Origin of the sequence: Algoriphagus oliviformis (assembly GCF_017254915.1) — a bacterium.
In the GTDB taxonomy this organism is placed as follows: Bacteria; Bacteroidota; Bacteroidia; order Cytophagales; family Cyclobacteriaceae; genus Algoriphagus; species Algoriphagus oliviformis.
The window spans coordinates 288,649-309,361 of the sequence record NZ_JAFKCT010000001.1; the positions used below are offsets into that span (position 1 = coordinate 288,649).

A 20,713-nucleotide genomic window follows, 5' to 3' on the forward strand; every position below is an offset into this window, starting at 1 on the left:
AGGTTACTTTTGGTTTTTGATAAAGGCCAGAGATAGATGGTTGAATTGGTCGGGCTGCTCCACGTTGACCACGTGGCCGCATTTTTCCAGAATTTGAAGTACTGAGTTTTTATGCTCTTTCACTAGATTTTTCACAGGTTCCAAAAACATAAGATCTTGGTCTCCCATGATGTAGAGTGTCGGTATTTTGATATCCTTCTCCTTGAAATACCTCAGCAGGGGATTGATGTCCTTGGTCAGCTTAAACCAGCGGATAAACTCCCGCTGACACAGCTTTTGGGCCTCGCGGACGAAGAGATTGCGCGACTCCGCATGCTGGCGCCGGGGCATGATGACAAAGGCAAACAGGCGATAGAGCCACATGTAGGGCATGAAGTGCTTGAAGGCATTTCCCAAAAAGACCAGCACCCTACTCTGCACGTTGAGCCGGGTGACAGCCCCAGCCATGGTGAGGGACTTGACGCGCTCGGGCTGCAGCTCGGCCAGCTGCCGCGCGATGATGGTACCCAAAGAGACACCCATAAAATGGGCTGATGGGATCTGCAGATGGTCTAGCACCTCCAGTATATCCGTGGTGACGGCTTCAAAGGTGTAGCGATCCAGCCAGAAAGCCTGCGCGGACTCAGCAGATTTGCCATGGCCCCGGAGATCGATGAGCAGTAGGTTATATTCGCTTCGGAAATCCTTCAACTGCTTGTGCCACACCGCAGATGAGCCACCCGCGCCATGGATGAAAACCACCCATTCCCTGCTTTGGGGATGTACATATTTTCTGTGATACAACATACCAGATAAGACTCCAGAAACGGACAAAAGTTTACTGGATAGCTAAAATACAGCATATTATGGGCACACAGAAATAAAAGATACTGATGGCAAATCTCCGCCATCAAAGGGAAAAAAAGGGGATGCCGATTTTGAAAATCGATTTGCGAAAGCCCTATTGTCTCAAAATGAAGCTATAGACTCCAGCCTATCGTCGTCTGGAAAATGTAATCCAGCTGCGATGCCCCTTCGGTGGGCTGATTGTCATAGTTCATCGTAGTCCCGACTTTGAAATACAGGTCAAAGGCAAACTCGTAGCGGATGTCAAACTTAAAGTCAGTTCTGAATCGCCCTTTTTCAGTCAAGCTGGGATAGCCTACCACCGTGGTCATGAGATCCAGATCCCCAATGTCAAAAATATTGTACTGGGCCCCGAGAAAGGCTTCCCCAGACTGGGTAGCGCTCTCTTCTCCTTCAAACTTTTCATTGTTGAAGTTGACTCCGGCGGAGAAGCCGAGATAGGAGCGGTTGGTGTGCACGACATAGTTACCCGCACCGATCATGTTGGAAGTTCTCAGATCGAGTAGCTGCTCGGTGTTGGACAGGATATTCAGGGAATACATCAGGTACCAGTCGTGCGGCAGGAAGTAGTTGTAGGACAAGCCCAGTTCTGTACGCTTGATGGGATCTACCTCCGCTTGGGTAGAGCGTAGGCTGTTGAAGGTAAGATTTGCCCTCCAGCGGTCAGCAAGGTAGCCGGCCGCGGTATTGAAGGTGAACTGTCTGAAGTCATTGGCTTTGGTGAGGTTTGTCCCCACGTCAAAATTGAAGGAAAGCCGGGACCAGAACGTATCGTCCAGTGCATTGAGATATACGATCTCATGACGCTCGACTTCGACGTTTTGGCCGTAGGTTTCCTCCACCTTCTTGTTCCTTTTGGCGAGGTTCAGGAGGGTTTCGGGCATTTGGGTGTCAATCTCCACGACGCTGTCGTTGAGACTGCGGATCTTTCCGTTAAACCTCCTGCCGTCGGACAGGGTGATGAGATAGTTGGTTTTGGAATAGACCCGCTTCACGTTGTCCCACTTGATCTTAAAATCCGTGTCGGAATAGTCCGTCTCGATCCCGATGATATTCCTGTCCATGCTCTTGATCTCGCCCACGATCAGGTCATTGTTGCTTAGGAGGAGGGAGTCTGTCTGCGCCTGGGCGTAAAAACCAAGCAGGAACAAGACCAAAAAAAACTGCAGCTTCTTCATATAAAACAAAGGATTGATTGGAAACAACTATGGGGACAGGCACCCCGGCCCATCCATGATACCAAAATCAAGGGTGTCCAAAAAGTCATGGCCGAGCCTGTTGATTTTACCACCCGATGAAAAATACAAAAAAAAAGCGCTTCAACCAGTGAAGCGCCTTTTCTATAGTCCAATTTCAGATCAATTGAAGATGTATCTCAGACCAAACTGCATTCTCCAAACGTCGGAAACACCGGCGGTTTTGGTGAAGGTGTCGGAGATCAGCTTGCCACCTTGGCTGAGCAGTCGGTATTGCGGCTGTCCATTGGCTCCGATCGGACCTCCTTGGGAAGAAGAAGGCACGATCAGCGGCTGAGTGGAGTTGAATGCATCTCCCACACCCCAATCTTTGTTGAGCAGGTTGCCGACATTCAGGATGTCGATTCTGAATTCAAGCGTGTTCTTCTTGCCGTTGATGTCGGTAAACAACTGCTGGGCAAAGGAAAAATCCGCGCGGTACACCATCGGTGCCAGTGCGCCACCTCTTTCGGCATATTTGCCACGGTTGGCGCTCAGGTATTTGTCCTGCTGGATGTAGGCCTCCCATGCTGCTGCCTGCTCTGCTGCGGTGAAAGTAACACCACCCGTGGTGTACTCCTGGAAGTTCATTTCGTTGGTGCTGGCATGGATGTAGATCAGGTCGTTGCTAGTACCTCCGTCGCCATTCAGGTCACCGGAGAATCTGTAGCTACCCACGCCTTGGTTCATGCCTTCCCAGAAGATAGACACGGAAGTGTTGCCAAATTTGAAGAAGTCCTTGCTGTAGGATGCCACCGCAAACACTCTGTTACCCATTGTGTTGCTGGAGAATCCAACTACCGGGTTGTTTGGATCGCCTGCGATAGGGTTGTTAAACCAAGTACCTGCTGCGATGGATCCTGGATCCACGGTGTTTTTGGACTGGCCATAGCTATAGGCTCCTTTCAGGTAAAGCCCGTTTGCGAAAGGTTTTTCCAAGGAAACGGAAGCTACCCATGAGTTGCCTACGGCCTGGTTAGACAGGGTTACCGCATTAGGGATGTTAGAGTTGATTCTGTTGCCAGTCCATCTTGGACGGTCGTCATTTCCGGAGAAGGAAGACTGGTTAGCAGGAAGGTTGGCATTGTAGTATGCAATTCCATTCACGTCGGCACTGTAGATGAATTCACCTGTAGCCACCAGTCCGCCTGGAAGCTGCTGGTCGATCGCAACATTGGATCTCCACACCTGAGGGAATTTGAAGCTAGACTCGATCAAAGCCAATTCGTAGGAAGATGCTGGCGCACCGGTCACGGTAGTAGGCTTGTAGTTGTCCGGGTTCGGGTTGAACGGTCTGGTCAGCGTGTTATCCTGCTGCTCAAAACCGGTCAAAATACCGTTGTTACCCACTTGGTTGGACACCCATACGTAAGCTGGGCGGCCAGTGAAGATACCCGTACCACCTCTTACTTGGGTTTTGAGATCGTTGAACACATCCCAGTTAAAGCCTACTCTCGGAGACCAAAGGATGTTGGCACCCGGCAATTCGTCCGTTCTGAATTTTACGGTCTCGCCTGCTGGATTTCTGAAGTTCATGGCCTCCACGTCGGTATTTCTCAGGGCAGTCTCGCCAAAGAAAGGAACGTCGATTCTCAGGCCCACGGTAGCCTTGAAGTTAGGCGTCACCTGGATTTCATCCTGTCCGTAGATACCGGCGTAGTTCACTTTCAGCATCTGTACCGGCTTTTCTGAGCCCGGGATGTTGTTCCATCTTACCTGGAATCTTCTCAAGTTCACGCCGGATGGCACGGTATTGCCGTTTGCCAGGAAATTGTTGGCATCTTTGTAGAAGTCTTCCAGAGAGTTGTACACATAGGCAGACTGGGAACCTGGGAAGAAGACGTTTTCAGATTCGTAGTTTTCGTAGCTGAAACCCGCAGTGATGGTGTGGTTGCCCTTGAAGATCTGAACGTTGTCCTGGATCTGGAAAGTCTTATATCTCAGCTCGTTGTTTGGAGTGAAAGGCTCGAAACCAAACGAAGTGTAGGTAGCGCCATCCTTCAGGATATCTACCATTGGGAAAAACTCCCCTTTGTAGCCACGGCTTTCGTCCTGATAGGTGTAGCCCACGATCAGGTTGTTGGTCATGTTGTCCTTGATTCGTGTGTTCAATTCAGCTACTACCGAGCGGATATTCTCCAGGATGCTGTAGTTCGAGTTTTGGAAGTTCAGCGCCTGAGGTCTCAGGTTTCTGCTTCCGAAGCCCAGAGAGGAGGAGTTGGACATCAACACATCGGTGGAGGAATCCAGCTGGTTGTATCTCAAGCTCAGCTTGTTTTTGTCGTTGATATTGTAGTCCAACTTCACCAGGAACTTGGTGCCCAGCGTCTCGTTGTCATAGCCTTGGTAAGGCCCAGTCTCATAGCCAAAATTGTCACGCAGGAATCCGCTCAGCTGGTTCAGGTCAGAAGCCAGTACGCGGGTGACGTTTCCTTCGATAGGATCGTTGCCGTTGTTGGCCACCCAGGTGGTACCAGGTCTAGCCTCGGTCTCGTCCTCAAAGGAGGCAAAGAAGAAGAGTTTATCCTTGATAATCGGCCCGCCCAGTCTGAAACCGATCTGGTTGTAGGTGAAGTCGCCAGGGTTGAAGGTATTCTCACCGGCTTTGGTGCCCACGTTGTTGTTGTTTCTGAAGAAGTAGTAGGCAGAGCCCGAAAACTCATTGGTCCCGGAGCGGGTCACCGTGTTCACACCAGCACCGGTGAAGTTACCTTGTCTTACGTCATAGGGAGCGACGTTCACAGAGATCTGCTCGATCGCGTCCAAAGAAATGGGAGACACGCCCGTTCTCCCGCCTGGGTTGCTTCCGCTTCCCAATCCGAAGGAGTTGTTGAAGTAGGAGCCATCCACGGTGATGTTGTTCAGCCTGGAGTCCTGACCTGCAAAAGACTGGCCGTTGGACTGGGGAGTCAGACGGGTGAAGTCGTTGATGTTTCGGGAGATGGTAGGCAGCTTGGTCAGCGCGCGGTTGTCGATGGAAGTGCTCGCGCCGGTTCTCTCATTGGAGAAGATGTTGTTTTGGCTGGCGGTCACGAGGACCTCAGAGAGTTGTTGTCCATCTTCTACCAAGATTACGTTGACGTTGGAAAACACGCCAAGGGAAAGGACGATGCCTTCCACGTCCTGCGTGGCAAATCCTATAAAGGAAACGGAAAGTCTGTAAGGACCACCGACACGCATGCCGGGGATGGAGTATTTACCGTCAAGATTGGAAACCGCCCCGTAGCGGGTACCTGACGGAAGGTGCGTGGCGACCACGTTCGCTCCCGGGAGCGGCTCGCCGTTTGCTTCGGTCACTACCCCAGAGATACCGGAGGTAGTCACGCCCTGAGACAACGCCATCCCGGTGCTGAGCACGAGGAGCACGATTGCCATCAAGTTTTTCAGTAAATTTTGCCTCATAATTTTTTGGTTTGGTAAAGTTGGTTTTGATAGAAAATCCCTGCAAAGGTAAGTTTGGCCCCCAGCAAATACGGGTAGTAAACATTAAGTTTTGCCATCCAAATTTCACATTTTTTAACGAAAGCTTAACACCCCCTGCATAACAATTTTTATGTTTTTTTGAGTAAAAGCTCGGAAGTTTTGAAGGAGTTTTAAAAATATCTGCCCAAAAATCCCAAAAACTTAAGCTTTCACGAACCGCATTGTTACAAAAGACCCAATTTCCGAATCCAAACACCCCAAGCCTCGATCCTTTCGAGCACAGTAATTTCCTCTATATTTAGCTTCAAAAACCGAATATTATTCCTTTGAAAGATAAAAACATTGTTTGGCTCTATTTGTTTCTCGCAGCCACTTTGGCTGACATGGCCTTCCTCATCGAGGGAAATTCCGGCCTGAGATATTACTCCAAGCCGCTGATCCTTTTGGGCTTGATTGCCTACTTCTACCGCATCACTCGGCCCATTGCCTCCACACTGCTGACCAAATCCATCCTGGGTGCCTTGGTGTTTTCCTGGATCGGCGACATCCTGCTGCTTTGGCCACAGCTCTTCGTGTACGGCCTGGGAGCCTTTCTGATGGCACACGTCTGCTACATCATCGGCTTTCGCATCGCCCAGCAAAGCCCCGGCAGACTGGAGCACGTGAACTTTATCAAATCCTTCTTCTTCAACCTGCCGATCTACCTCGCCGCCGCTCTGGTCTACTACCTGATCCATTCCAACCTGGGCAACCTGAGAATTCCCGTGATTGCATACATTGTCGTCATTGTGGCCATGGTCGCCACGGCTCGGGAAAGGTTCAAAAAATGCAACCCGGCCTCCTTTTGGCAGGTTTTCCTCGGCGCGTCCCTGTTTTTTGTCTCCGACGGAGCCATCGCCATCAGCAGGTTTTTCGCGGATTTCCCCGAATCAGGCATCGTCATCATGGGCACCTATGCCATCGCCCAGCTGCTCATCGTGATGGGCATACGCTCCTATCTGATCAATCCCCGATAAAAAATCAGCGCGGAAAAAGAATTGAGCTTTCCGCGCGAGTGGGCAAAACCAAAAAAAAAGGGGCCGAAGCCCCTTTTTTATTTCTGCTCCAGGCTCACCCGGATCGAAAGTTCCTTGAGTTGCTCGTCGGCAATGGTACTCGGCGAGTCGATCATCACGTCGCGTCCAGAGTTGTTCTTTGGGAAAGCGATGTAGTCGCGGATAGAGTCAGATCCCCCGAAGATGGCGCACAGCCGGTCAAAGCCAAAGGCAATCCCTCCGTGCGGCGGCGCTCCGTATTCGAAAGCCTCCATCAGGAATCCGAATTGTTTTTGTGCCTCCTCGTCGCTGAAGCCCAAATGGGTGAACATCAGCTGCTGCGTGGCGCGGTCGTGGATACGGATCGAGCCGCCTCCGACTTCCACGCCATTGATCACTAGGTCATAGGCATTGGCGCGCACGGCTCCCGGGTCGGTCTCCAGCAGAGGAATGTCCTCGCGCTTGGGAGAAGTGAAAGGATGGTGCATCGCGTGGTAGCGCTTGGTCTCCTCATCCCACTCCAGCAGCGGGAAGTCCACCACCCACAGCGGCTTGAACTTGGTACGGTCGCGCAGTCCCAGGTCCTCGCCCATTCTCAGTCTCAGCTCCGACAGTTGCTTGCGGACAGCCTTGGCATCCCCGCTCAGCACGAGCATCAGGTCACCCGGCTCTGCCCCGAAGGCATCCGCCCAAGCTTGGAGATCTTCCACTTCATAAAACTTGTCTACGCTGGATTTTAAGTTACCGTCAGCAGTGTATCTCGCATAAACCAATCCTTTGGCTCCGATCTGCGGACGCTTCACCCACTCGGTGAGCTCGTCGATCTGCTTTCTGGTGTATTCGGCAGCGCCTTTGGCACAGATGCCGACGACCAGCTCCGCATTGTCAAAAATGCCGAAGCCTTTTCCTTTGGCCACCTCATTGAGCTCGACAAACTTCATGTCGAAGCGCAAGTCCGGCTTGTCATTGCCATAGTATTTCATTGCGTCGGCAAAAGTCATGTGCTCGACATAGCCGAGATCAATGCCTTTCACGGAGGAAAAGAGGTGCTTCACCAATCCCTCGAACGTATTCAGGATGTCTTCCTGGTTCACAAAGGCCATCTCGCAGTCGATCTGTGTAAACTCCGGCTGGCGGTCAGCCCGCAAGTCCTCGTCGCGGAAGCACTTTACTATCTGAAAGTATCTGTCAAATCCACTCACCATCAGCAGCTGCTTGAAGGTCTGCGGTGACTGGGGCAAGGCGTAGAATTCACCTGGGTTTGTGCGGCTGGGCACGACAAAATCCCTTGCACCTTCCGGTGTAGATTTGATCAGGACAGGCGTCTCCACTTCGATGAAGTTTTGACCGTCCATGAATTTGCGGGTTTCCTGCATCATCCGGTGGCGCAGCTGAAGCTTCTCTCTGACCACGTTTCTTCTCAGGTCGAGGTAGCGATACTTCATGCGCAGCTCGTCACCACCGTCGGTCTCGTCTTCGATGATAAAGGGGGGGATCTTAGCCGCATTCAGGACTTCCAGCTGGGAAACCTTGATCTCGATGGATCCGGTGGGCATTTTGTCGTTTTTGGCGGTACGCTCGATGACCGTTCCGCTGGCGGAGACCACAAACTCGCGACCCAGGTCAGCGGCCTTTTCCAGCAAGGCCTTGTCCGTGGATCCTTCTTCAAAAATCAGCTGAGTCACCCCATACCTGTCGCGAAGATCCACCCAGATCAACCCACCTTTGTTGCGGACGCGCTGAACCCAGCCCGCGAGGGTCACTTCCTGATTTACATGGTCGAGGCGCAGTTCGCCGCAAGTATGAGTTCTCAACATTTTGATTCCTTGATTTTTTGGGATGTCAAAGATAAATAATTGATCCAGAGATCAGCATTTCCTTTTGAAAGATTCGCAACAAAAGCAAGATTTGACCTTAGAAAAAGGCTGATTTTCCGATAAATTTTAAAAAGTTAAAAATCAAGGAATTTTGATTTCAGGGCATTTACTGCAACATTGCGGCACGAAAATTGGCGCTGCTAACGTATTCCGCATCAATTCGTTTGGAAAATCCCGCCAATTTGTCTTGATTGGATATCAATTTCTCTGTTACGCCTTATAAATCAGCGATTAATGAACAACAAATGGATAGGCATTGCCGCTCTCGCCCTCACCCTCGGAGCCGGTGCCATTTTCCAAATCAGTAAAGAAAGCCAGTCCGAGCAGCCAGACCCACTGGCCATCGCAGCAGACAGCGCCGCACTCCAAAAAGAGAAGGAAGTCTTCCTCTACGGCATCAACGTCACCGGACTCAACATCGTGGAAGGTACAGTCAGCAAAAACCAAACCCTGGCATCCATCCTTTCCCCCTTCAATGTCCCCTACCAAATCATCGACGAGATCGCCAAAAAATCCAAGGCTGTCTTTGACGTGAGGGGCATCGCGGCCAACAAAAAATTCACGATCATCTCTCCCTCGGCTTCCGAACAAGCCCAGTTTTTCATCTACGAACCCAACCCTGCCGAGTACGTGGTCTTCAACCTCGACTCCATGGATATCTACAAGGCCGAAAAGCCCGCTGAGTATCGCACCCGGGAGATAGGTGGCACCATCGAAAACTCCCTCTATGTGGACATGGACAAAAAGGAGGTCTCCATAGCGGTGATCAACAAGTTTGCCGACCTCTTTGGCTGGTCGGTGGATTTCCAAGCTTTGCAAAAAGGCGACGAGTTCAAGGTCGTGTATGAGGAAAAGATCGTCGATGGAAATGTCGTAGGCGTCTCCGGCATACAGTTGGCCTATTTCCAGCACAATGGCAAGCCCTATCACGCCATTCCTTTCGAGCAAAACGGAGAGACCAACTTCTTTGACCAGGAAGGCAACTCCCTAAAGAAAGCTTTCCTCAGAGATCCGCTGGAATATACCCGCATCAGCTCCAGGTACAACCTGAAGCGATTCCACCCGGTACAGAAAAGATACAAGCCGCACCTCGGCACCGACTACGCCGCACGCACCGGTACCGAGATCCGCTCCGTGGGCGACGGCACGGTGGTCGAGGCCAAATACACCTCTGCCAACGGCAACTACGTCAAGATCAAACACAACGGCACCTACACCACCCAATACCTGCACATGTCCAAAATCGGCAAGGGTATCAAGGCAGGCGCACGAGTCTCGCAAGGTCAGGTGATCGGCTACGTAGGCAGCACTGGCCTGGCTACCGGTCCGCATCTGTGCTTCAGATTTTGGAAAAACGGCAAGCAGGAAGACTGGCTGGCCGAAGACATCCCCCCTTCCGAGCCGATCTCCAAAGCCAATCTGGCCGCTTTTGAATCCAAGAAAATGGAGTCCATGAGCCAGCTGGCTTCTATCCCGCTCAACGGGGAAAAGCGCCTGCTGGCGACACTCTCCGATTCGCTGGCAGTACAAGGACTCTAAGGAAACCAGCACGAAATTTCAGGAATGGATTTGATCCGGTAACTTTGGGGTCAAATCCATTTTCTTTTTTCTATGAGTGAGGATTCATCGATTCGGATCAACAAGTACCTCAGCGAGGTGGGCTTTTGCTCCCGAAGGGCTGCGGATCAGCTGCTGGAGCAAAACAGGATCACCATCAACGGCAAACTTCCCGAGCTCGGCACCAAGGTCTTTCCCAAAGACGAAGTCCGCGTGGACGGTAAGCTCATCGGCAAACCCAAAAAAGTCCATACCTACATTGCCTTCAACAAGCCCGTCGGCATTGTCTCCACCACAGACGTCAAGGGCGAAAAAAACAACATCATCGACTACATCGGTCACCCAGAGCGGATCTTTCCCATCGGGCGGCTGGACAAGGACAGCGAAGGCCTCATCCTCCTGACCAGCGAGGGCGACATCGTCAACAAGATCCTCCGCTCCAAAAACAACCACGAAAAGGAATACATCGTCACGGTGGATCGGCCCATCGACGCCAGCTTCGCGCGAAAGATGTCTTCCGGCATCCCCATCCTCGGCACGGTGACCGACCCCTGCAAGGTGGAGCTGATCACCAAGTTCAAGTTTAGGATCATCCTCACCCAGGGACTCAATCGACAGATCCGTCGCATGTGTGAATTCCTCGGCTATACCGTCAAGCAGCTGAAGCGCATCCGCATCATGAACATCCACTTGGATCTGCCCGTGGGAAAGTGGCGGGACCTCACGGAAAAAGAGATGAGAGAGCTGAACGAACTGATCGCCGACAGCTCCAAGACTTTCGACTGAAAAGGCTGCGCTCAGTCTTTTTGGTACACCCGGACATAATCCACCCGGTATTCCTTCGGAAACGAAGTCCCGGCCGGATCGCCTCCGTTGCCGCCGATGGCTAGGTTCAGCAGGAGATAGTGGGGATGGCGAAAAGGGTTGAAGCCATCCGGATTGGTGGTCTGCGAAAGGTCGATCTCGTTGAGCAGCCGGTCATCTAGAAAAAGCCGGATGAAATCCTCGTCCCATTCCATTCTCCAGAGGTGGAACTTGGACGGCCAGTCGGAGTCCATCTCCAAAAAACCCGAAAAAGGAATCTTGGCCTCATCCCACTTGGCTCGCCACTGCCCTTCGTCGGCCCAGGCGGCATTGGCGAGGATCGTCGCCTCGTTTTTCACCCGATAAAACTCCATAATATCGATCTCCCCGTTGGCAGGCCAGGGATTTTTCACCCCCAAGGTCCAGATCGCTGGCCACATCCCCAGCGCCGTATCGATCTTGGCCCGTACTTCTACGACTCCGTATTGAAATTCAAACTTCCCCCGGGTATGGATGCTCGAGGAAGTGTACTCAGCATATTCCCTGGACTTTCTCCAGTCCTCCTGCCCTGACTCAAATCCCGGATTCGGCACCTTTTCCCGTCGTCCCGTGATGACGAGCTGTCCTTCTTTCACGCGGGCGTTGGCTTCCTGATACCATTGCAGCTCCCGGTTTCTGACAAAGCCCTTTTCAAAACCCCATTTGGTCGCGTCCACCTTTCCGTCTCCGTCAAACTCCTCCTGCCACACCAGGCGATAGCCGGTATCCTTGGGGTCAAATTGCTTTTGGGAAAGGGCTGCATGACCCAAACCGATCATACACACCAAAAGGAAGTATTTCATAGGTCAAAAAGTACGAAAAGAAATCCATCGGCTCCGGACTTGGGAAGAAAGAAGTCTCCTGTCGCCGCTCTTTCTTATATTGGATCGCATATTTCCCAAAAAACGCCCTGCATGGATACCGACACGCTGCCACAAACTGACTTCCGACAGATCTTCCAAGCCCAAAGGCAGACGGCGGAGGCATGGCGCCGCTCTACCACGGAAGAACGGATCGATCGCCTAGTCAAAATCGGGGACTGGATACGGAGTAACCAAAAGACGATCCGTGAGGCACTTTGGCAGGATTTCAAAAAACCTGAGGTCGAAAGCGACCTCTCCGAGATCTTTCCCGTGACCTCGGAGATCAACCACGCCAAGAAGAATCTGAAATCCTGGATGAAGCCGTCCAAAGCATCGATGCCGATGCCAATGTTTGGCACCAGCAGCCATATCCAATACGAACCCAAAGGCTGCTCCCTGATCATCGCACCATGGAACTATCCTTTTAACCTGACCATAGGCCCACTGGTGTCCGCGCTTGCCGCTGGCTGCACAGCCATCATCAAGCCTTCCGAGCTGACCCCAAACACCTCGGCCCTGATCGCCAAGATGGTGGAGGAGCTCTTTACCCCCGAGGAAGTGACCGTCTGCCTGGGTGGCGCGGAGGTATCCCAAGCGCTGCTTTCCCTTCCTTTTGACCACATTTTCTTTACCGGCAGTCCCAAGATTGGAAAGATCGTCATGGCGGCGGCTGCAAAGCACCTCACCTCGGTGACCTTGGAGCTCGGCGGCAAATCGCCCACGATCGTCACCCAGTCCGCGGACATTCCCGACGCAGCCAAAAAAATCGCCTTTGGCAAATTCGTGAACGCAGGCCAGACCTGCATCGCCCCAGACTATATCTTGGTTCACGAAAGCAGAAAGAAGGAGCTCGTCGCCGAATTGACCATCGCCATCCGGGACATGTATGACCCGAAGCACCAGGGAATAGAAAAGTCCCCCGACCTGGCACGCATCATCGATTCCAGACACTTTGGGCGGCTCAGCGGCTACCTGCGGGAGGCCCTTGACCAAGGCGCAAAACTGGAGTTTGGCGGCGGAATCGTCGAAGGGGACTTGTACATCGAGCCCACCCTCCTGAGCCAAACCTCCGAAGACATGGCCATCTCCCAGGAGGAGATCTTCGGCCCCCTGCTTCCCATACTCGGCTACCAGACACTGCAAGAAGCGATCGACTACGTCAACCAAAAGCCCAAGCCTCTGGCGCTCTATGTCTTTGGCTCAGGTACGGAAAGCGCCGAAGTCCTGGAAAAGACCAGCTCCGGAAACGCCGTCGTCAATGATTGTGTGCTTCACTTCATGCACCACAATCTTCCTTTTGGAGGCATAGGCAACAGTGGCTTGGGAAAGTCGCACGGGGAGTTTGGCTTTCTGGCCTTCAGCAACGAAAAAGGAGTCCTCAAGCAGCGGGTGGGATTCAACAACGTCACCCTCCTGCGACCTCCCTACGGCGTGAAAGCCAAAAAAATCATCGCATCACTAATCAAATGGTTTTGACATGAAAAAATACTTTGACCGATACTTTTTACTTCTCTCGGCCGTGGTCTTTTTCTCCTGCGACGAGGATCAGGTCTCGGGAGTGCTGCCACCGGCCGAGCTGCTCGACGAGGCCTATGGCAGCCACGCACAGCAAAAAATGGATATTTTCCTCCCAGGAGGACGCAGCCAAAGCGACACGCCGCTGCTGGTCTATATCCACGGTGGGGCTTGGATAGATGGTGACAAAAGCGAGGTATTGCAGGTGAAGCCATTTCTGGAAAGCGAGTTTGCAGGCTATGCGCTCATTTCGCTAAACTACCGCCTCTTCGACTTCACCACAGGCAGCAACGGCATTGCGACGCAGGAGCAGGACATCATCTCGGCCTTTGACTACATCGAGGCGCACCTCGGGGAATGGAACCTCTCTGACGACATCGTCATCGCCGGAGCCAGCGCGGGTGGGCACCTAGCGCTGCTGCACGCCTATAAAAACAACAGTTCGGACCTGAAAGCCGCCGTGGCTTTTTTCCCTCCTACCGATTTGACGGCACTGTATGGTAACAACACGCTGACTGCCTCGACGCTCAGTTTGCTGATGGGCGGCTCGCCCGAGTCTGCCGCCTCCGCCTATGCCGCCCTCAGTCCTATCAGCCATGTGGACCGACTGGATGTGCCGACGATCCTGTTCCATGGTGACCAAGACGCCGTCGTGCCCATTTCGCAAAGTGCGCTTCTGGAAGCAAAACTGCAGTCCGAAAACGTGCGGCATGAGTTCACCACGGTGCCAAGCCAGGGTCACGGCTTTACGGCGGATACCTACGCACAGCTCCTCCGCCAGGCCAGGGTTTTCATCGGCGAGTTCTAAAAAGAAAAAACCCCGGAAATCCGGGGTTACCAATACGTTTCAGACTTTCTGTAGTCCCGTAGAATGGGCCATCGCCTTGATGGCTTTCACTACTTTGTCGGAAGGCTGCAGGCGAACCTGGTCAAGTTGCTCTATCGTGCTCAGCATCTCCACGTATTCTTGCATCAGCGAGTCGTCGCTTTGCAAGGCTTGCATCAAGAGTTCTTGTTCTGCTTCCGGCATTTCCCGGTAGATATATCGTACCAGGTCATTTGGGGTAAATGGTTTTGTCATAGGCAAAATTTATTTTCTTCATTTTCTTCCTCAGATGGATCAGTGCGTAGCGCATCCTGCCCAGGGCAGTGTTGATGCTGACGCCGGTCTGGTCGGCTATCTCCTGAAAGCTCAGATCGAGGTAGTGCCGCATCACCAGCACTTCTTTCTGGGCCTCGGGAAGCTCTTCTATCAGTTTTTTCACCATCTCCAGCGTCTCCTCCTTCATCCTGTGATCCTCTACCGATGACTCGGCAAAGCGCAGGGAATTGAAGAGATTGGAGCCGTCTTCCATCAGAATAGTCGGGTATCGCTTGGCTTTTCGGAAGTAGTCAATGGCCAGGTTGTGCGCGATGCGCATGAGCCACGGCTGAAACTTCCCCTCCTCGCTGTAACGGTCTGAGTGGATGGTCTGCACGACTTTCACAAAGACATCCTGGAGCAAGTCCTCGGCTACATCCTGATCCTTGACGATCAGGTAGATTGTGGTAAAAACCTTGCTTTGGTAGCGGTCTACCAAAACGTCAAAGGCAGCTTCACTGCCATTTCGATACTGAGCTATCAACTCGCTGTCCTGCGGACCTATTCGCTTACTCATTTTAAGTTGGTTTATGAACAACGTAGAAGTCTAGGCCATAGTATCTGTTAAAAGTGAAAGAAATTGAATGGAAGGGGGAGCTTGGCAAAAGGAGCCAATGAAGTTCAATCTAAGTGGTTTTGTGAGTATTTGTCAAGTCGCAAGGCAAATTCAAAAGGAAATTCTGAAACCCGCTCTTTTTCAAGCTTTTCTACCGAGTCACGCGGCATTATTGCCCATTTTAGGGCCAAGGTCATGCCAAAAAATGTTAACGTCCGGGAAAAAGTAGATTCTTTTCCCACGGCGAACGGCCGGAAAAATTCCCTCCAATCCTTACCTTCGTAATCTTATCAAGTAAAAACAATTACCATGGATTTAAGCGGAAAAGTAATCAACCAACTCCCCGAAGTAGGCGGAAACTCCAAGGCCGGCAACGCCTGGAGAAAGCAGGAATACATCCTCGAGACCGGAGGACAATACCCTAAAAAGGTCTGCGTTTCGATTTGGGGTGACAAAATTGACCAGTTTGCCCTCAAAGTGGGGGAGCAGGTTACCCTGGGAGTTGACGTGGAGAGCCGCGAATACAATGGCAGATGGTACACCGAGGTCAAAGCCTTCAAAGTAGACCGCGCCAGCAATGGCAACGCAGGCAGAGGCGCCGCGATGCCGGAAGTGGACACCTTCTACTCCGAGAGCGACGAGGACAAGCTTCCATTCTGATCTGGCAACATAGGATTTCCACCTTTTTTAAACTCGATTTTTCGATGTGGGATGATTTTGACGAGGACGAGGACTGGGACGAGGAGAGTGAATTTGACCCCAAATCGCAGCGGGATCAGATTTACTCCCACCCGGTCATGAAAAAAGCGAACGAGATCGTATCGCTCACCCGTGCCTTGGTCGGCAGCCTCGACGAAGCGCGCAAGGAGCTCTATGGAGGCATGATGAAGGAGGATGCCATGGTGATGTGCACCAAGTTTTCCGCCGCCGAGGGAGTCAACGACTACATCCTCAAGATGGAGAACGCGACCATCATGAAAGTCCACGCCCGTCACCTCCACTCCATGACCTATCAGCTTGCGGTGGAGGAGACCCACGCCGAAGAGCACCTCAACCTCCTGCGGGAAGCCATAGGCGAATTCAAGACCCTTTTTGTGGACTGGGTGAAAGGCTTTGATCCCAGTGATCGCTATGATGACGGCTGGGGATTGTTTGTTTAGCCATTTTACTGATCAGGGCGGCCAAAAAAAAAGCGAGACTTACTCAGTCTCGCTTTTTACTTGTAGTTCGATTTCTTCACCAGATTCATCCAGGAATCTGTATTCCGTCACGGGCAGGGAAGAATCTCTGATCAGTTTTATCCATTTGTAATATTTGAAAAACCACTTGACCCGCTGGCTAATCAGGCCTTGGGTAAAGTAAGCGTGCAGATAGGGATGCAGCCCAATTTGTATTTTGGCCACGTTCTGAATCGTGGCAATATGATGGAGATCGTGCTCCAGCTTGTCGGCGACCAGGATCGAGGCCTGTATCTTGCCGGTACCGTTACAGGACGGGCAGGTCTCCTTGGTCACGATGTTGACCTCGGGCCTTACCCGCTGGCGGGTGATTTGCATGAGCCCAAATTTGCTCAGAGGCAATACGGTGTGCTTGGATCGGTCAGACTTCATCTCCTGCAACATCACCTCGTAGATGGCCTTTTTGTTTTCGGCCTTCTTCATGTCGATGAAGTCGACGACGATGATCCCTCCCATATCCCGGAGGCGGAGCTGTCTGGCTATCTCCCTGGCAGCGACCATGTTTGTCTTCAGTGCGGTGGATTCTTGGTCGCTTTCCTGGTTGGACTTGTTGCCGCTGTTCACGTCGATGACATGGAGGGCTTCGGTATGTTCGATGATGACATAGCCGCCCTGGGGCAAGCTTACCGTCTGTCCAAACAGGCTTTTGATTTGTTTTTCGATTCCAGCGCTTTCAAAGAGCTTGGCTTTACCGTTGTAAAGCTTGACAATTTTTTCTTTTTCAGGGGCTATTGACCTGATGTAGGATCTGATCTGATCGTAAGTGGATTCTTCTTCTACGGTGATTGCGTCGAATGATTCATTGAGCAGGTCTCTGATAAGTGAGGAGGCCATACTCATCTCTCCGATGATTTTGTCCCGGCTTTTGGCTTTCAGCAATTTTTTCATTCCCCCTTCCCAGGAATCGAGAAGGTTTCGAAGGTCTTTGTCAAGTTCCGTCACGGACTGTCCTTCGGCCACGGTTCGGATGATTACTCCGAAGTTGGCAGGTTTGATCGAATTGATGAGTCTGAGAAGCCTTTTGCGCTCTTCGTTGCTTCGGATCTTCTTGGATACGTTGACCGTATCGGAGAAGGGTACGAGCACCAGGTAGCGTCCGGGCAGAGAGAGCTCACAGGATAGTCGGGGGCCTTTGGTGGAAATGGGTTCTTTGACGACCTGGACCAGCACTTGGTTGGTCTTGGACAGCACTTTCTCGATCTTGCCGATCTTGTCTATCTCAGGCTCGTTTTCAAACCCCTTCAGCAGGTAGCTCTGGTAGTTGTTGTTGCGCACCATCTTGGTGAACTTCAACATCGAGTTGACATTCGGGCCAAGGTCCTGGTAATGGAGAAAGGCGTCTTTCTCATACCCGACGTCGATGAACGCAGCGTTGAGTCCATTGACGATCTTGCGGACCGTGCCCAGATAAATGTCACCTACCTTAAACTGGTTGTCCATCCCTTCGGAATGGAGCTCCAGCAGTTGCTTGTCTTGCAGTAGGGCAATCCGACTCCCGTTTTGAGCAGAATCGATTAACAATTCCGTACTCAAAAGTTCGTCTTGATATGATGTAAATGAACGTTTTTGTTATAGAAACGGGAAAAGAAGAAGCGGATTACTTCTTCTTGTGTCTGTTCTTTCTAAGTCTCTTCTTACGCTTGTGCGTAGCGATCTTATGTCTTTTTCTTTTCTTACCGCAAGGCATAGTTTTTAGAATTTAAGTGTGTAACAATAATTTATAGCCGGTCGAGGTAGGTCTGTACGCTCTCCAGGATCATCGGATCCTGGGTCAGTTTCTTCACTTCCTCAAACTGTGCTTTCGCTTTGTTTTTTTCGTTTGACTCGAAATAGCTCACCGCCAGGTAAAACTGCCCCTGAAGATTGGCGGGATGATACTTGACCAACTCCTCAAACCTCTCGGCGGCACGCTTGTACTGGCCGGATTGCATGGAAAGTACTCCCATATTAAACAGCCCGTCCTCATTTTGGGGATCCTCAGCGAGAATCTCCCGCATCATGGTGATGCCCTGCATAGGATTGGCCGAAGATACGTAAGTCATCGCCACTTTCGTTTTCAAATCCAGTCGGCTTGGATCTTTTTCCAAAACCTGGTTTAGGTAAGTCCGGGTTTTCTCTGCCAGCGCCTCCACTTTGGCCTTGTCCAAAGCGAAAGAGTAGGCTTCGTAAAAGGCCTTACCCGCTTCCTCAACCAACCCAAGGTTCGATGCGTTCACCATCAGTGCTTTTTCCAGCGTGTAGGCAGCGCTGTCAAACATCCCCTCTTTCTGGTAGATAGCCGCCAGAGATTTGGCGGCCGCGCTTAGCTCGGATGGGTTTTGGGTGGAGGCCAAAGTGGCCTTAAACCCATCCGCCTCGGAGCGGTTTTCGGAAGAAAGCTCATTCTCATGCATTCCGGCCACGTCGGTCGACTGCTGCGCCTGGGAGTCCTCGACCGTAGTCGTACCCGCCTCATTGTCCACGACGACCTTTGGCAAGGCATACAGCCCGGCGACGGTACAGATCCCTAAAACGATGAGAATGAGCTGTGATTTTTTCATGTCAATACACCCCAGACTTAGTCCTGAGGAGCCAATTGCTTGATTTTTTTGCTGTTTTTGATCTTTTCCACAAACACCTTGGATGGCTTGAACGCCGGAATGTAGTGTTCGTCAATCACGATAGCTGTATTCTTGGAGATATTACGCGCAATTTTCTTAGCTCTTTTCTTATTGATGAAGCTACCGAAACCTCTCACGTAGATGTTTTCTCCGTCAGACATGGAGTCTTTCACGACTTTGAAGAACGCCTCGATGGCTTGTGTAACATCGTCCTTCTGGATTCCGGTTTTGTCTGAAATCTTGGTGATTACTTCTGCTTTTGTCACAGTGTTTTTAATTTAGAAATTACGAAATAAGCTTAACAACCTATTAACCAAGTGTTTTTGGGACTGCAAATGTACGATAACCAACTCAATTAAAAAACATTATCAAAAAAATTACCTTGGTTTGCACCCGAAATATTTGATCTGAATGAATCTTAAAACCCCTGATAATCAAGCGTTTTCTTTCCATATAATTTCTTGGTACCGCTCCAACCCGAGGGATTTGCCCTGGAGAGGCACCCGAGATCCCTACAAAATCTGGCTGTCGGAAATCATCCTCCAGCAGACCCGTGTTGCCCAGGGTTTGCCTTATTATTACGCTTTTGTCGAGAGCTACCCGACGGTGAAAGACCTGGCCCTAGCCCCCGAGTCGGAAGTCCTCCGACTGTGGCAGGGACTGGGGTACTACAGCCGCGCCCGCAACCTCCACGCATGCGCCCAGTACATCTGGCATGAGCTGGGCGGGCAGTTTCCCGGCAGCTACTCCGAACTCCTCAAACTAAAAGGGGTGGGCAGCTACACCGCCGCTGCGATTTCAAGCTTCGCCTTTGGGGAGGCCCAGGCGGTCGTGGACGGCAATGTCTTCCGAGTCTTGGCCCGCTATTTTGGAATCGAGACGGACATCGCCACGGGCAAGGCCAAAAAGGAGTTTGAGGCTTTGGCAAACCAGCTCATCTCCCGAGACAACCCGGCCGAGTTTAACCAAGCCATGATGGACTTTGGGGCGCGCCAGTGCATCCCCAAAAATCCTGACTGCGCCGTCTGCCCGGTTCAGGGATCCTGCTTTGCATTCCGACACGGCCTGGTCGGACAGCTGCCCGTGAAGGTCAACAAGGTGAAGGTCAAAGAGCGGAACCTCCATTACTATGTGATCCGCTGCGGGGAGGATTGGGTCTGGAAAAAGAGAAGCGCGGGGGACATTTGGGAAGGGCTCCACGATTTTCCCAGTATGGAGCAGACCTCGGATGCCTTGGAGACGATATCCAAAGCCAAGCCCAAGCCCTATCCAAAAAAATACAGACACATTCTGTCACACCAGAAGCTCAATGCCAGTTTTTCGGAAATCGAACTTCCGGCCGAAAAACGCCCAGAGCTCAGCCAATGGTGTGAAAACGAAGGCTATCTGCTCGTCGCCGAGAAGGAAATAGAGTACCTGGCCAAACCTAAATTGATCGTGAACTTTTTGAACGATCAGGGGATTTAGGTAACTTCAATCCTATTTTTGAACCCAAACAAACAGAACTATGGCAGGAGTGAACAAAGTGATATTGGTAGGAAACCTCGGGGCAGACCCGGAGGTCAAATACCTCGAAGGAGACAAAGCCGTCGCCAGGCTCAGGCTGGCCACCACCGAATCTTACAAGGACCGCAGTGGAAACCGCATCGACCAGACCGAATGGCATGATCTGGAAATGTGGGATGGACAGGCCAAAATCGCCGAGCAATACCTCAAAAAAGGATCCCAGATCTACGTGGAGGGCAAAATCAAGACCGACACCTGGCAGGATGACCAAGGCCAAAACAGATACAGAACCAAGATCCGCGTGCTCAGCTTCACTATGCTGGGCGGCAGGCCCGAAGGTGCCGGTGGCGGCCAGTCCGCGGCAGCGCCCCAGTCCAGCCCAAGGCCCGCAGCGACCGCCAGCTCGTCCAGCCCGGGACCTGACTTGGTCATGGACGACTCAGACGACGATTTGCCATTTTGATTGATATCCGATTCCC

At 51.7% G+C, this 20,713-nt stretch carries 19 protein-coding genes; 9 read left to right on the forward strand and 10 right to left on the reverse strand.

Translation table 11 applies throughout. The features are described from left to right. Positions 1-3: 3 nt before the first annotated feature. The 3 genes from J0A68_RS01235 to J0A68_RS01245 form a co-directional block, all read right to left on the reverse strand. Positions 4-786, reverse strand: a complete 783-nt coding sequence (locus tag J0A68_RS01235; protein ID WP_206576361.1) for an alpha/beta fold hydrolase — start codon at positions 784-786, stop codon at positions 4-6. A gap of 173 nt (positions 787-959) precedes the next feature. Next, a complete protein-coding gene (locus tag J0A68_RS01240; RefSeq protein ID WP_206576362.1) occupies positions 960-2,024 on the reverse strand; it encodes a DUF481 domain-containing protein in 1,065 nt (354 codons plus the stop codon). Positions 2,025-2,204: 180 nt separating this feature from the next. Then, on the reverse strand, positions 2,205-5,483 hold the full coding sequence (locus tag J0A68_RS01245) for a TonB-dependent receptor (RefSeq protein WP_206576363.1): 3,279 nt from the start codon (positions 5,481-5,483) through the stop codon (positions 2,205-2,207). A gap of 347 nt (positions 5,484-5,830) precedes the next feature. On the opposite strand from J0A68_RS01245, the gene J0A68_RS01250 reads away from it, so the two are divergent. Continuing rightward, positions 5,831-6,520, forward strand: a complete 690-nt coding sequence (locus J0A68_RS01250; protein ID WP_206576364.1) for a lysoplasmalogenase — start codon at positions 5,831-5,833, stop codon at positions 6,518-6,520. Positions 6,521-6,597: 77 nt separating this feature from the next. Here the strand turns inward: J0A68_RS01250 and aspS are convergent, their stop codons facing one another. Further along, a complete protein-coding gene (gene aspS, locus J0A68_RS01255; RefSeq protein WP_206576365.1) occupies positions 6,598-8,355 on the reverse strand; it encodes an aspartate--tRNA ligase in 1,758 nt (585 codons plus the stop codon). A 294-nt stretch (positions 8,356-8,649) separates the two neighbouring features. On the opposite strand from aspS, the gene J0A68_RS01260 reads away from it, so the two are divergent. Together J0A68_RS01260 and rluF are read left to right on the forward strand one after the other, a co-directional pair. Beyond that, positions 8,650-9,954 carry a peptidoglycan DD-metalloendopeptidase family protein gene (locus J0A68_RS01260; RefSeq protein ID WP_206576366.1) on the forward strand — a complete coding sequence of 435 codons (1,305 nt, stop codon included), beginning with the start codon at positions 8,650-8,652 and terminating at the stop codon, positions 9,952-9,954. Positions 9,955-10,026: 72 nt separating this feature from the next. Continuing rightward, positions 10,027-10,758 (forward strand): 23S rRNA pseudouridine(2604) synthase RluF, encoded by a 732-nt coding sequence (gene rluF, locus J0A68_RS01265; protein ID WP_206576367.1) that lies wholly within the window; start codon positions 10,027-10,029, stop codon positions 10,756-10,758. An 11-nt stretch (positions 10,759-10,769) separates the two neighbouring features. Here rluF and J0A68_RS01270 read toward each other — a convergent pair whose 3' ends face one another. Further along, positions 10,770-11,618 (reverse strand): glycoside hydrolase family 16 protein, encoded by an 849-nt coding sequence (locus J0A68_RS01270; protein WP_206576368.1) that lies wholly within the window; start codon positions 11,616-11,618, stop codon positions 10,770-10,772. 111 nt (positions 11,619-11,729) lie between these two features. Here J0A68_RS01270 and J0A68_RS01275 point away from each other — a divergent pair, with 111 nt between their 5' ends. Together J0A68_RS01275 and J0A68_RS01280 are read left to right on the forward strand one after the other, a co-directional pair. After that, complete coding sequence (locus J0A68_RS01275; protein ID WP_206576369.1) at positions 11,730-13,154, forward strand: aldehyde dehydrogenase family protein; 1,425 nt, start codon at positions 11,730-11,732, stop codon at positions 13,152-13,154. Between the two features lies 1 nt (position 13,155). Next, positions 13,156-14,001 (forward strand): alpha/beta hydrolase, encoded by an 846-nt coding sequence (locus tag J0A68_RS01280; RefSeq protein ID WP_206576370.1) that lies wholly within the window; start codon positions 13,156-13,158, stop codon positions 13,999-14,001. 39 nt (positions 14,002-14,040) lie between these two features. Here the strand turns inward: J0A68_RS01280 and J0A68_RS01285 are convergent, their stop codons facing one another. Both J0A68_RS01285 and J0A68_RS01290 read right to left on the reverse strand, forming a co-directional pair. Beyond that, positions 14,041-14,274: a hypothetical protein gene (locus tag J0A68_RS01285; protein WP_206576371.1), complete on the reverse strand. Its 234-nt coding sequence runs from the start codon at positions 14,272-14,274 to the stop codon at positions 14,041-14,043. Then, on the reverse strand, positions 14,249-14,851 hold the full coding sequence (locus tag J0A68_RS01290) for an RNA polymerase sigma factor (RefSeq protein WP_206576372.1): 603 nt from the start codon (positions 14,849-14,851) through the stop codon (positions 14,249-14,251). Before J0A68_RS01290 ends, J0A68_RS01285 begins: the two co-directional genes overlap by 26 nt. A 348-nt stretch (positions 14,852-15,199) precedes the next feature. Between J0A68_RS01290 and J0A68_RS01295 the strand changes: the two genes are divergently transcribed. After that, positions 15,200-15,550, forward strand: a complete 351-nt coding sequence (locus tag J0A68_RS01295) for a DUF3127 domain-containing protein (RefSeq protein ID WP_206576373.1) — start codon at positions 15,200-15,202, stop codon at positions 15,548-15,550. Between the two features lie 44 nt (positions 15,551-15,594). Continuing rightward, positions 15,595-16,050: a hypothetical protein gene (locus J0A68_RS01300; RefSeq protein WP_206576374.1), complete on the forward strand. Its 456-nt coding sequence runs from the start codon at positions 15,595-15,597 to the stop codon at positions 16,048-16,050. A 39-nt stretch (positions 16,051-16,089) separates the two neighbouring features. On the opposite strand, the gene J0A68_RS01305 is transcribed toward J0A68_RS01300, so the two are convergent. The 3 genes from J0A68_RS01305 to J0A68_RS01315 form a co-directional block, all read right to left on the reverse strand. Continuing rightward, a complete protein-coding gene (locus tag J0A68_RS01305; RefSeq protein WP_206576375.1) occupies positions 16,090-17,661 on the reverse strand; it encodes an Rne/Rng family ribonuclease in 1,572 nt (523 codons plus the stop codon). Between the two features lie 185 nt (positions 17,662-17,846). Continuing rightward, positions 17,847-18,668, reverse strand: a complete 822-nt coding sequence (locus tag J0A68_RS01310; protein ID WP_206576376.1) for a tetratricopeptide repeat protein — start codon at positions 18,666-18,668, stop codon at positions 17,847-17,849. 17 nt (positions 18,669-18,685) lie between these two features. Beyond that, on the reverse strand, positions 18,686-18,994 hold the full coding sequence (locus J0A68_RS01315) for an HU family DNA-binding protein (RefSeq protein WP_026969549.1): 309 nt from the start codon (positions 18,992-18,994) through the stop codon (positions 18,686-18,688). A gap of 145 nt (positions 18,995-19,139) precedes the next feature. Between J0A68_RS01315 and mutY the strand changes: the two genes are divergently transcribed. Both mutY and J0A68_RS01325 read left to right on the forward strand, forming a co-directional pair. After that, complete coding sequence (gene mutY / locus J0A68_RS01320) at positions 19,140-20,195, forward strand: A/G-specific adenine glycosylase (protein WP_206576377.1); 1,056 nt, start codon at positions 19,140-19,142, stop codon at positions 20,193-20,195. A gap of 40 nt (positions 20,196-20,235) precedes the next feature. Further along, positions 20,236-20,697 carry a single-stranded DNA-binding protein gene (locus J0A68_RS01325; protein ID WP_206576378.1) on the forward strand — a complete coding sequence of 154 codons (462 nt, stop codon included), beginning with the start codon at positions 20,236-20,238 and terminating at the stop codon, positions 20,695-20,697. The last annotated feature ends 16 nt before the right edge of the window (positions 20,698-20,713 follow it).

Coding starts and splice junctions, on each gene's coding strand:
- J0A68_RS01235 (WP_206576361.1), bottom strand. CDS start 786: ATGTTGTATCACAGAAAATATGTACATCCCCAAAGCAGGGAATGGGTG.
- J0A68_RS01240 (WP_206576362.1), bottom strand. CDS start 2,024: ATGAAGAAGCTGCAGTTTTTTTTGGTCTTGTTCCTGCTTGGTTTTTAC.
- J0A68_RS01245 (WP_206576363.1), bottom strand. CDS start 5,483: ATGAGGCAAAATTTACTGAAAAACTTGATGGCAATCGTGCTCCTCGTG.
- aspS (WP_206576365.1), bottom strand. CDS start 8,355: ATGTTGAGAACTCATACTTGCGGCGAACTGCGCCTCGACCATGTAAAT.
- J0A68_RS01260 (WP_206576366.1), top strand. CDS start 8,650: ATGAACAACAAATGGATAGGCATTGCCGCTCTCGCCCTCACCCTCGGA.
- rluF (WP_206576367.1), top strand. CDS start 10,027: ATGAGTGAGGATTCATCGATTCGGATCAACAAGTACCTCAGCGAGGTG.
- J0A68_RS01270 (WP_206576368.1), bottom strand. CDS start 11,618: ATGAAATACTTCCTTTTGGTGTGTATGATCGGTTTGGGTCATGCAGCC.
- J0A68_RS01275 (WP_206576369.1), top strand. CDS start 11,730: ATGGATACCGACACGCTGCCACAAACTGACTTCCGACAGATCTTCCAA.
- J0A68_RS01280 (WP_206576370.1), top strand. CDS start 13,156: ATGAAAAAATACTTTGACCGATACTTTTTACTTCTCTCGGCCGTGGTC.
- J0A68_RS01285 (WP_206576371.1), bottom strand. CDS start 14,274: ATGACAAAACCATTTACCCCAAATGACCTGGTACGATATATCTACCGG.
- J0A68_RS01290 (WP_206576372.1), bottom strand. CDS start 14,851: ATGAGTAAGCGAATAGGTCCGCAGGACAGCGAGTTGATAGCTCAGTAT.
- J0A68_RS01295 (WP_206576373.1), top strand. CDS start 15,200: ATGGATTTAAGCGGAAAAGTAATCAACCAACTCCCCGAAGTAGGCGGA.
- J0A68_RS01300 (WP_206576374.1), top strand. CDS start 15,595: ATGTGGGATGATTTTGACGAGGACGAGGACTGGGACGAGGAGAGTGAA.
- J0A68_RS01310 (WP_206576376.1), bottom strand. CDS start 18,668: ATGAAAAAATCACAGCTCATTCTCATCGTTTTAGGGATCTGTACCGTC.
- mutY (WP_206576377.1), top strand. CDS start 19,140: ATGAATCTTAAAACCCCTGATAATCAAGCGTTTTCTTTCCATATAATT.
- J0A68_RS01325 (WP_206576378.1), top strand. CDS start 20,236: ATGGCAGGAGTGAACAAAGTGATATTGGTAGGAAACCTCGGGGCAGAC.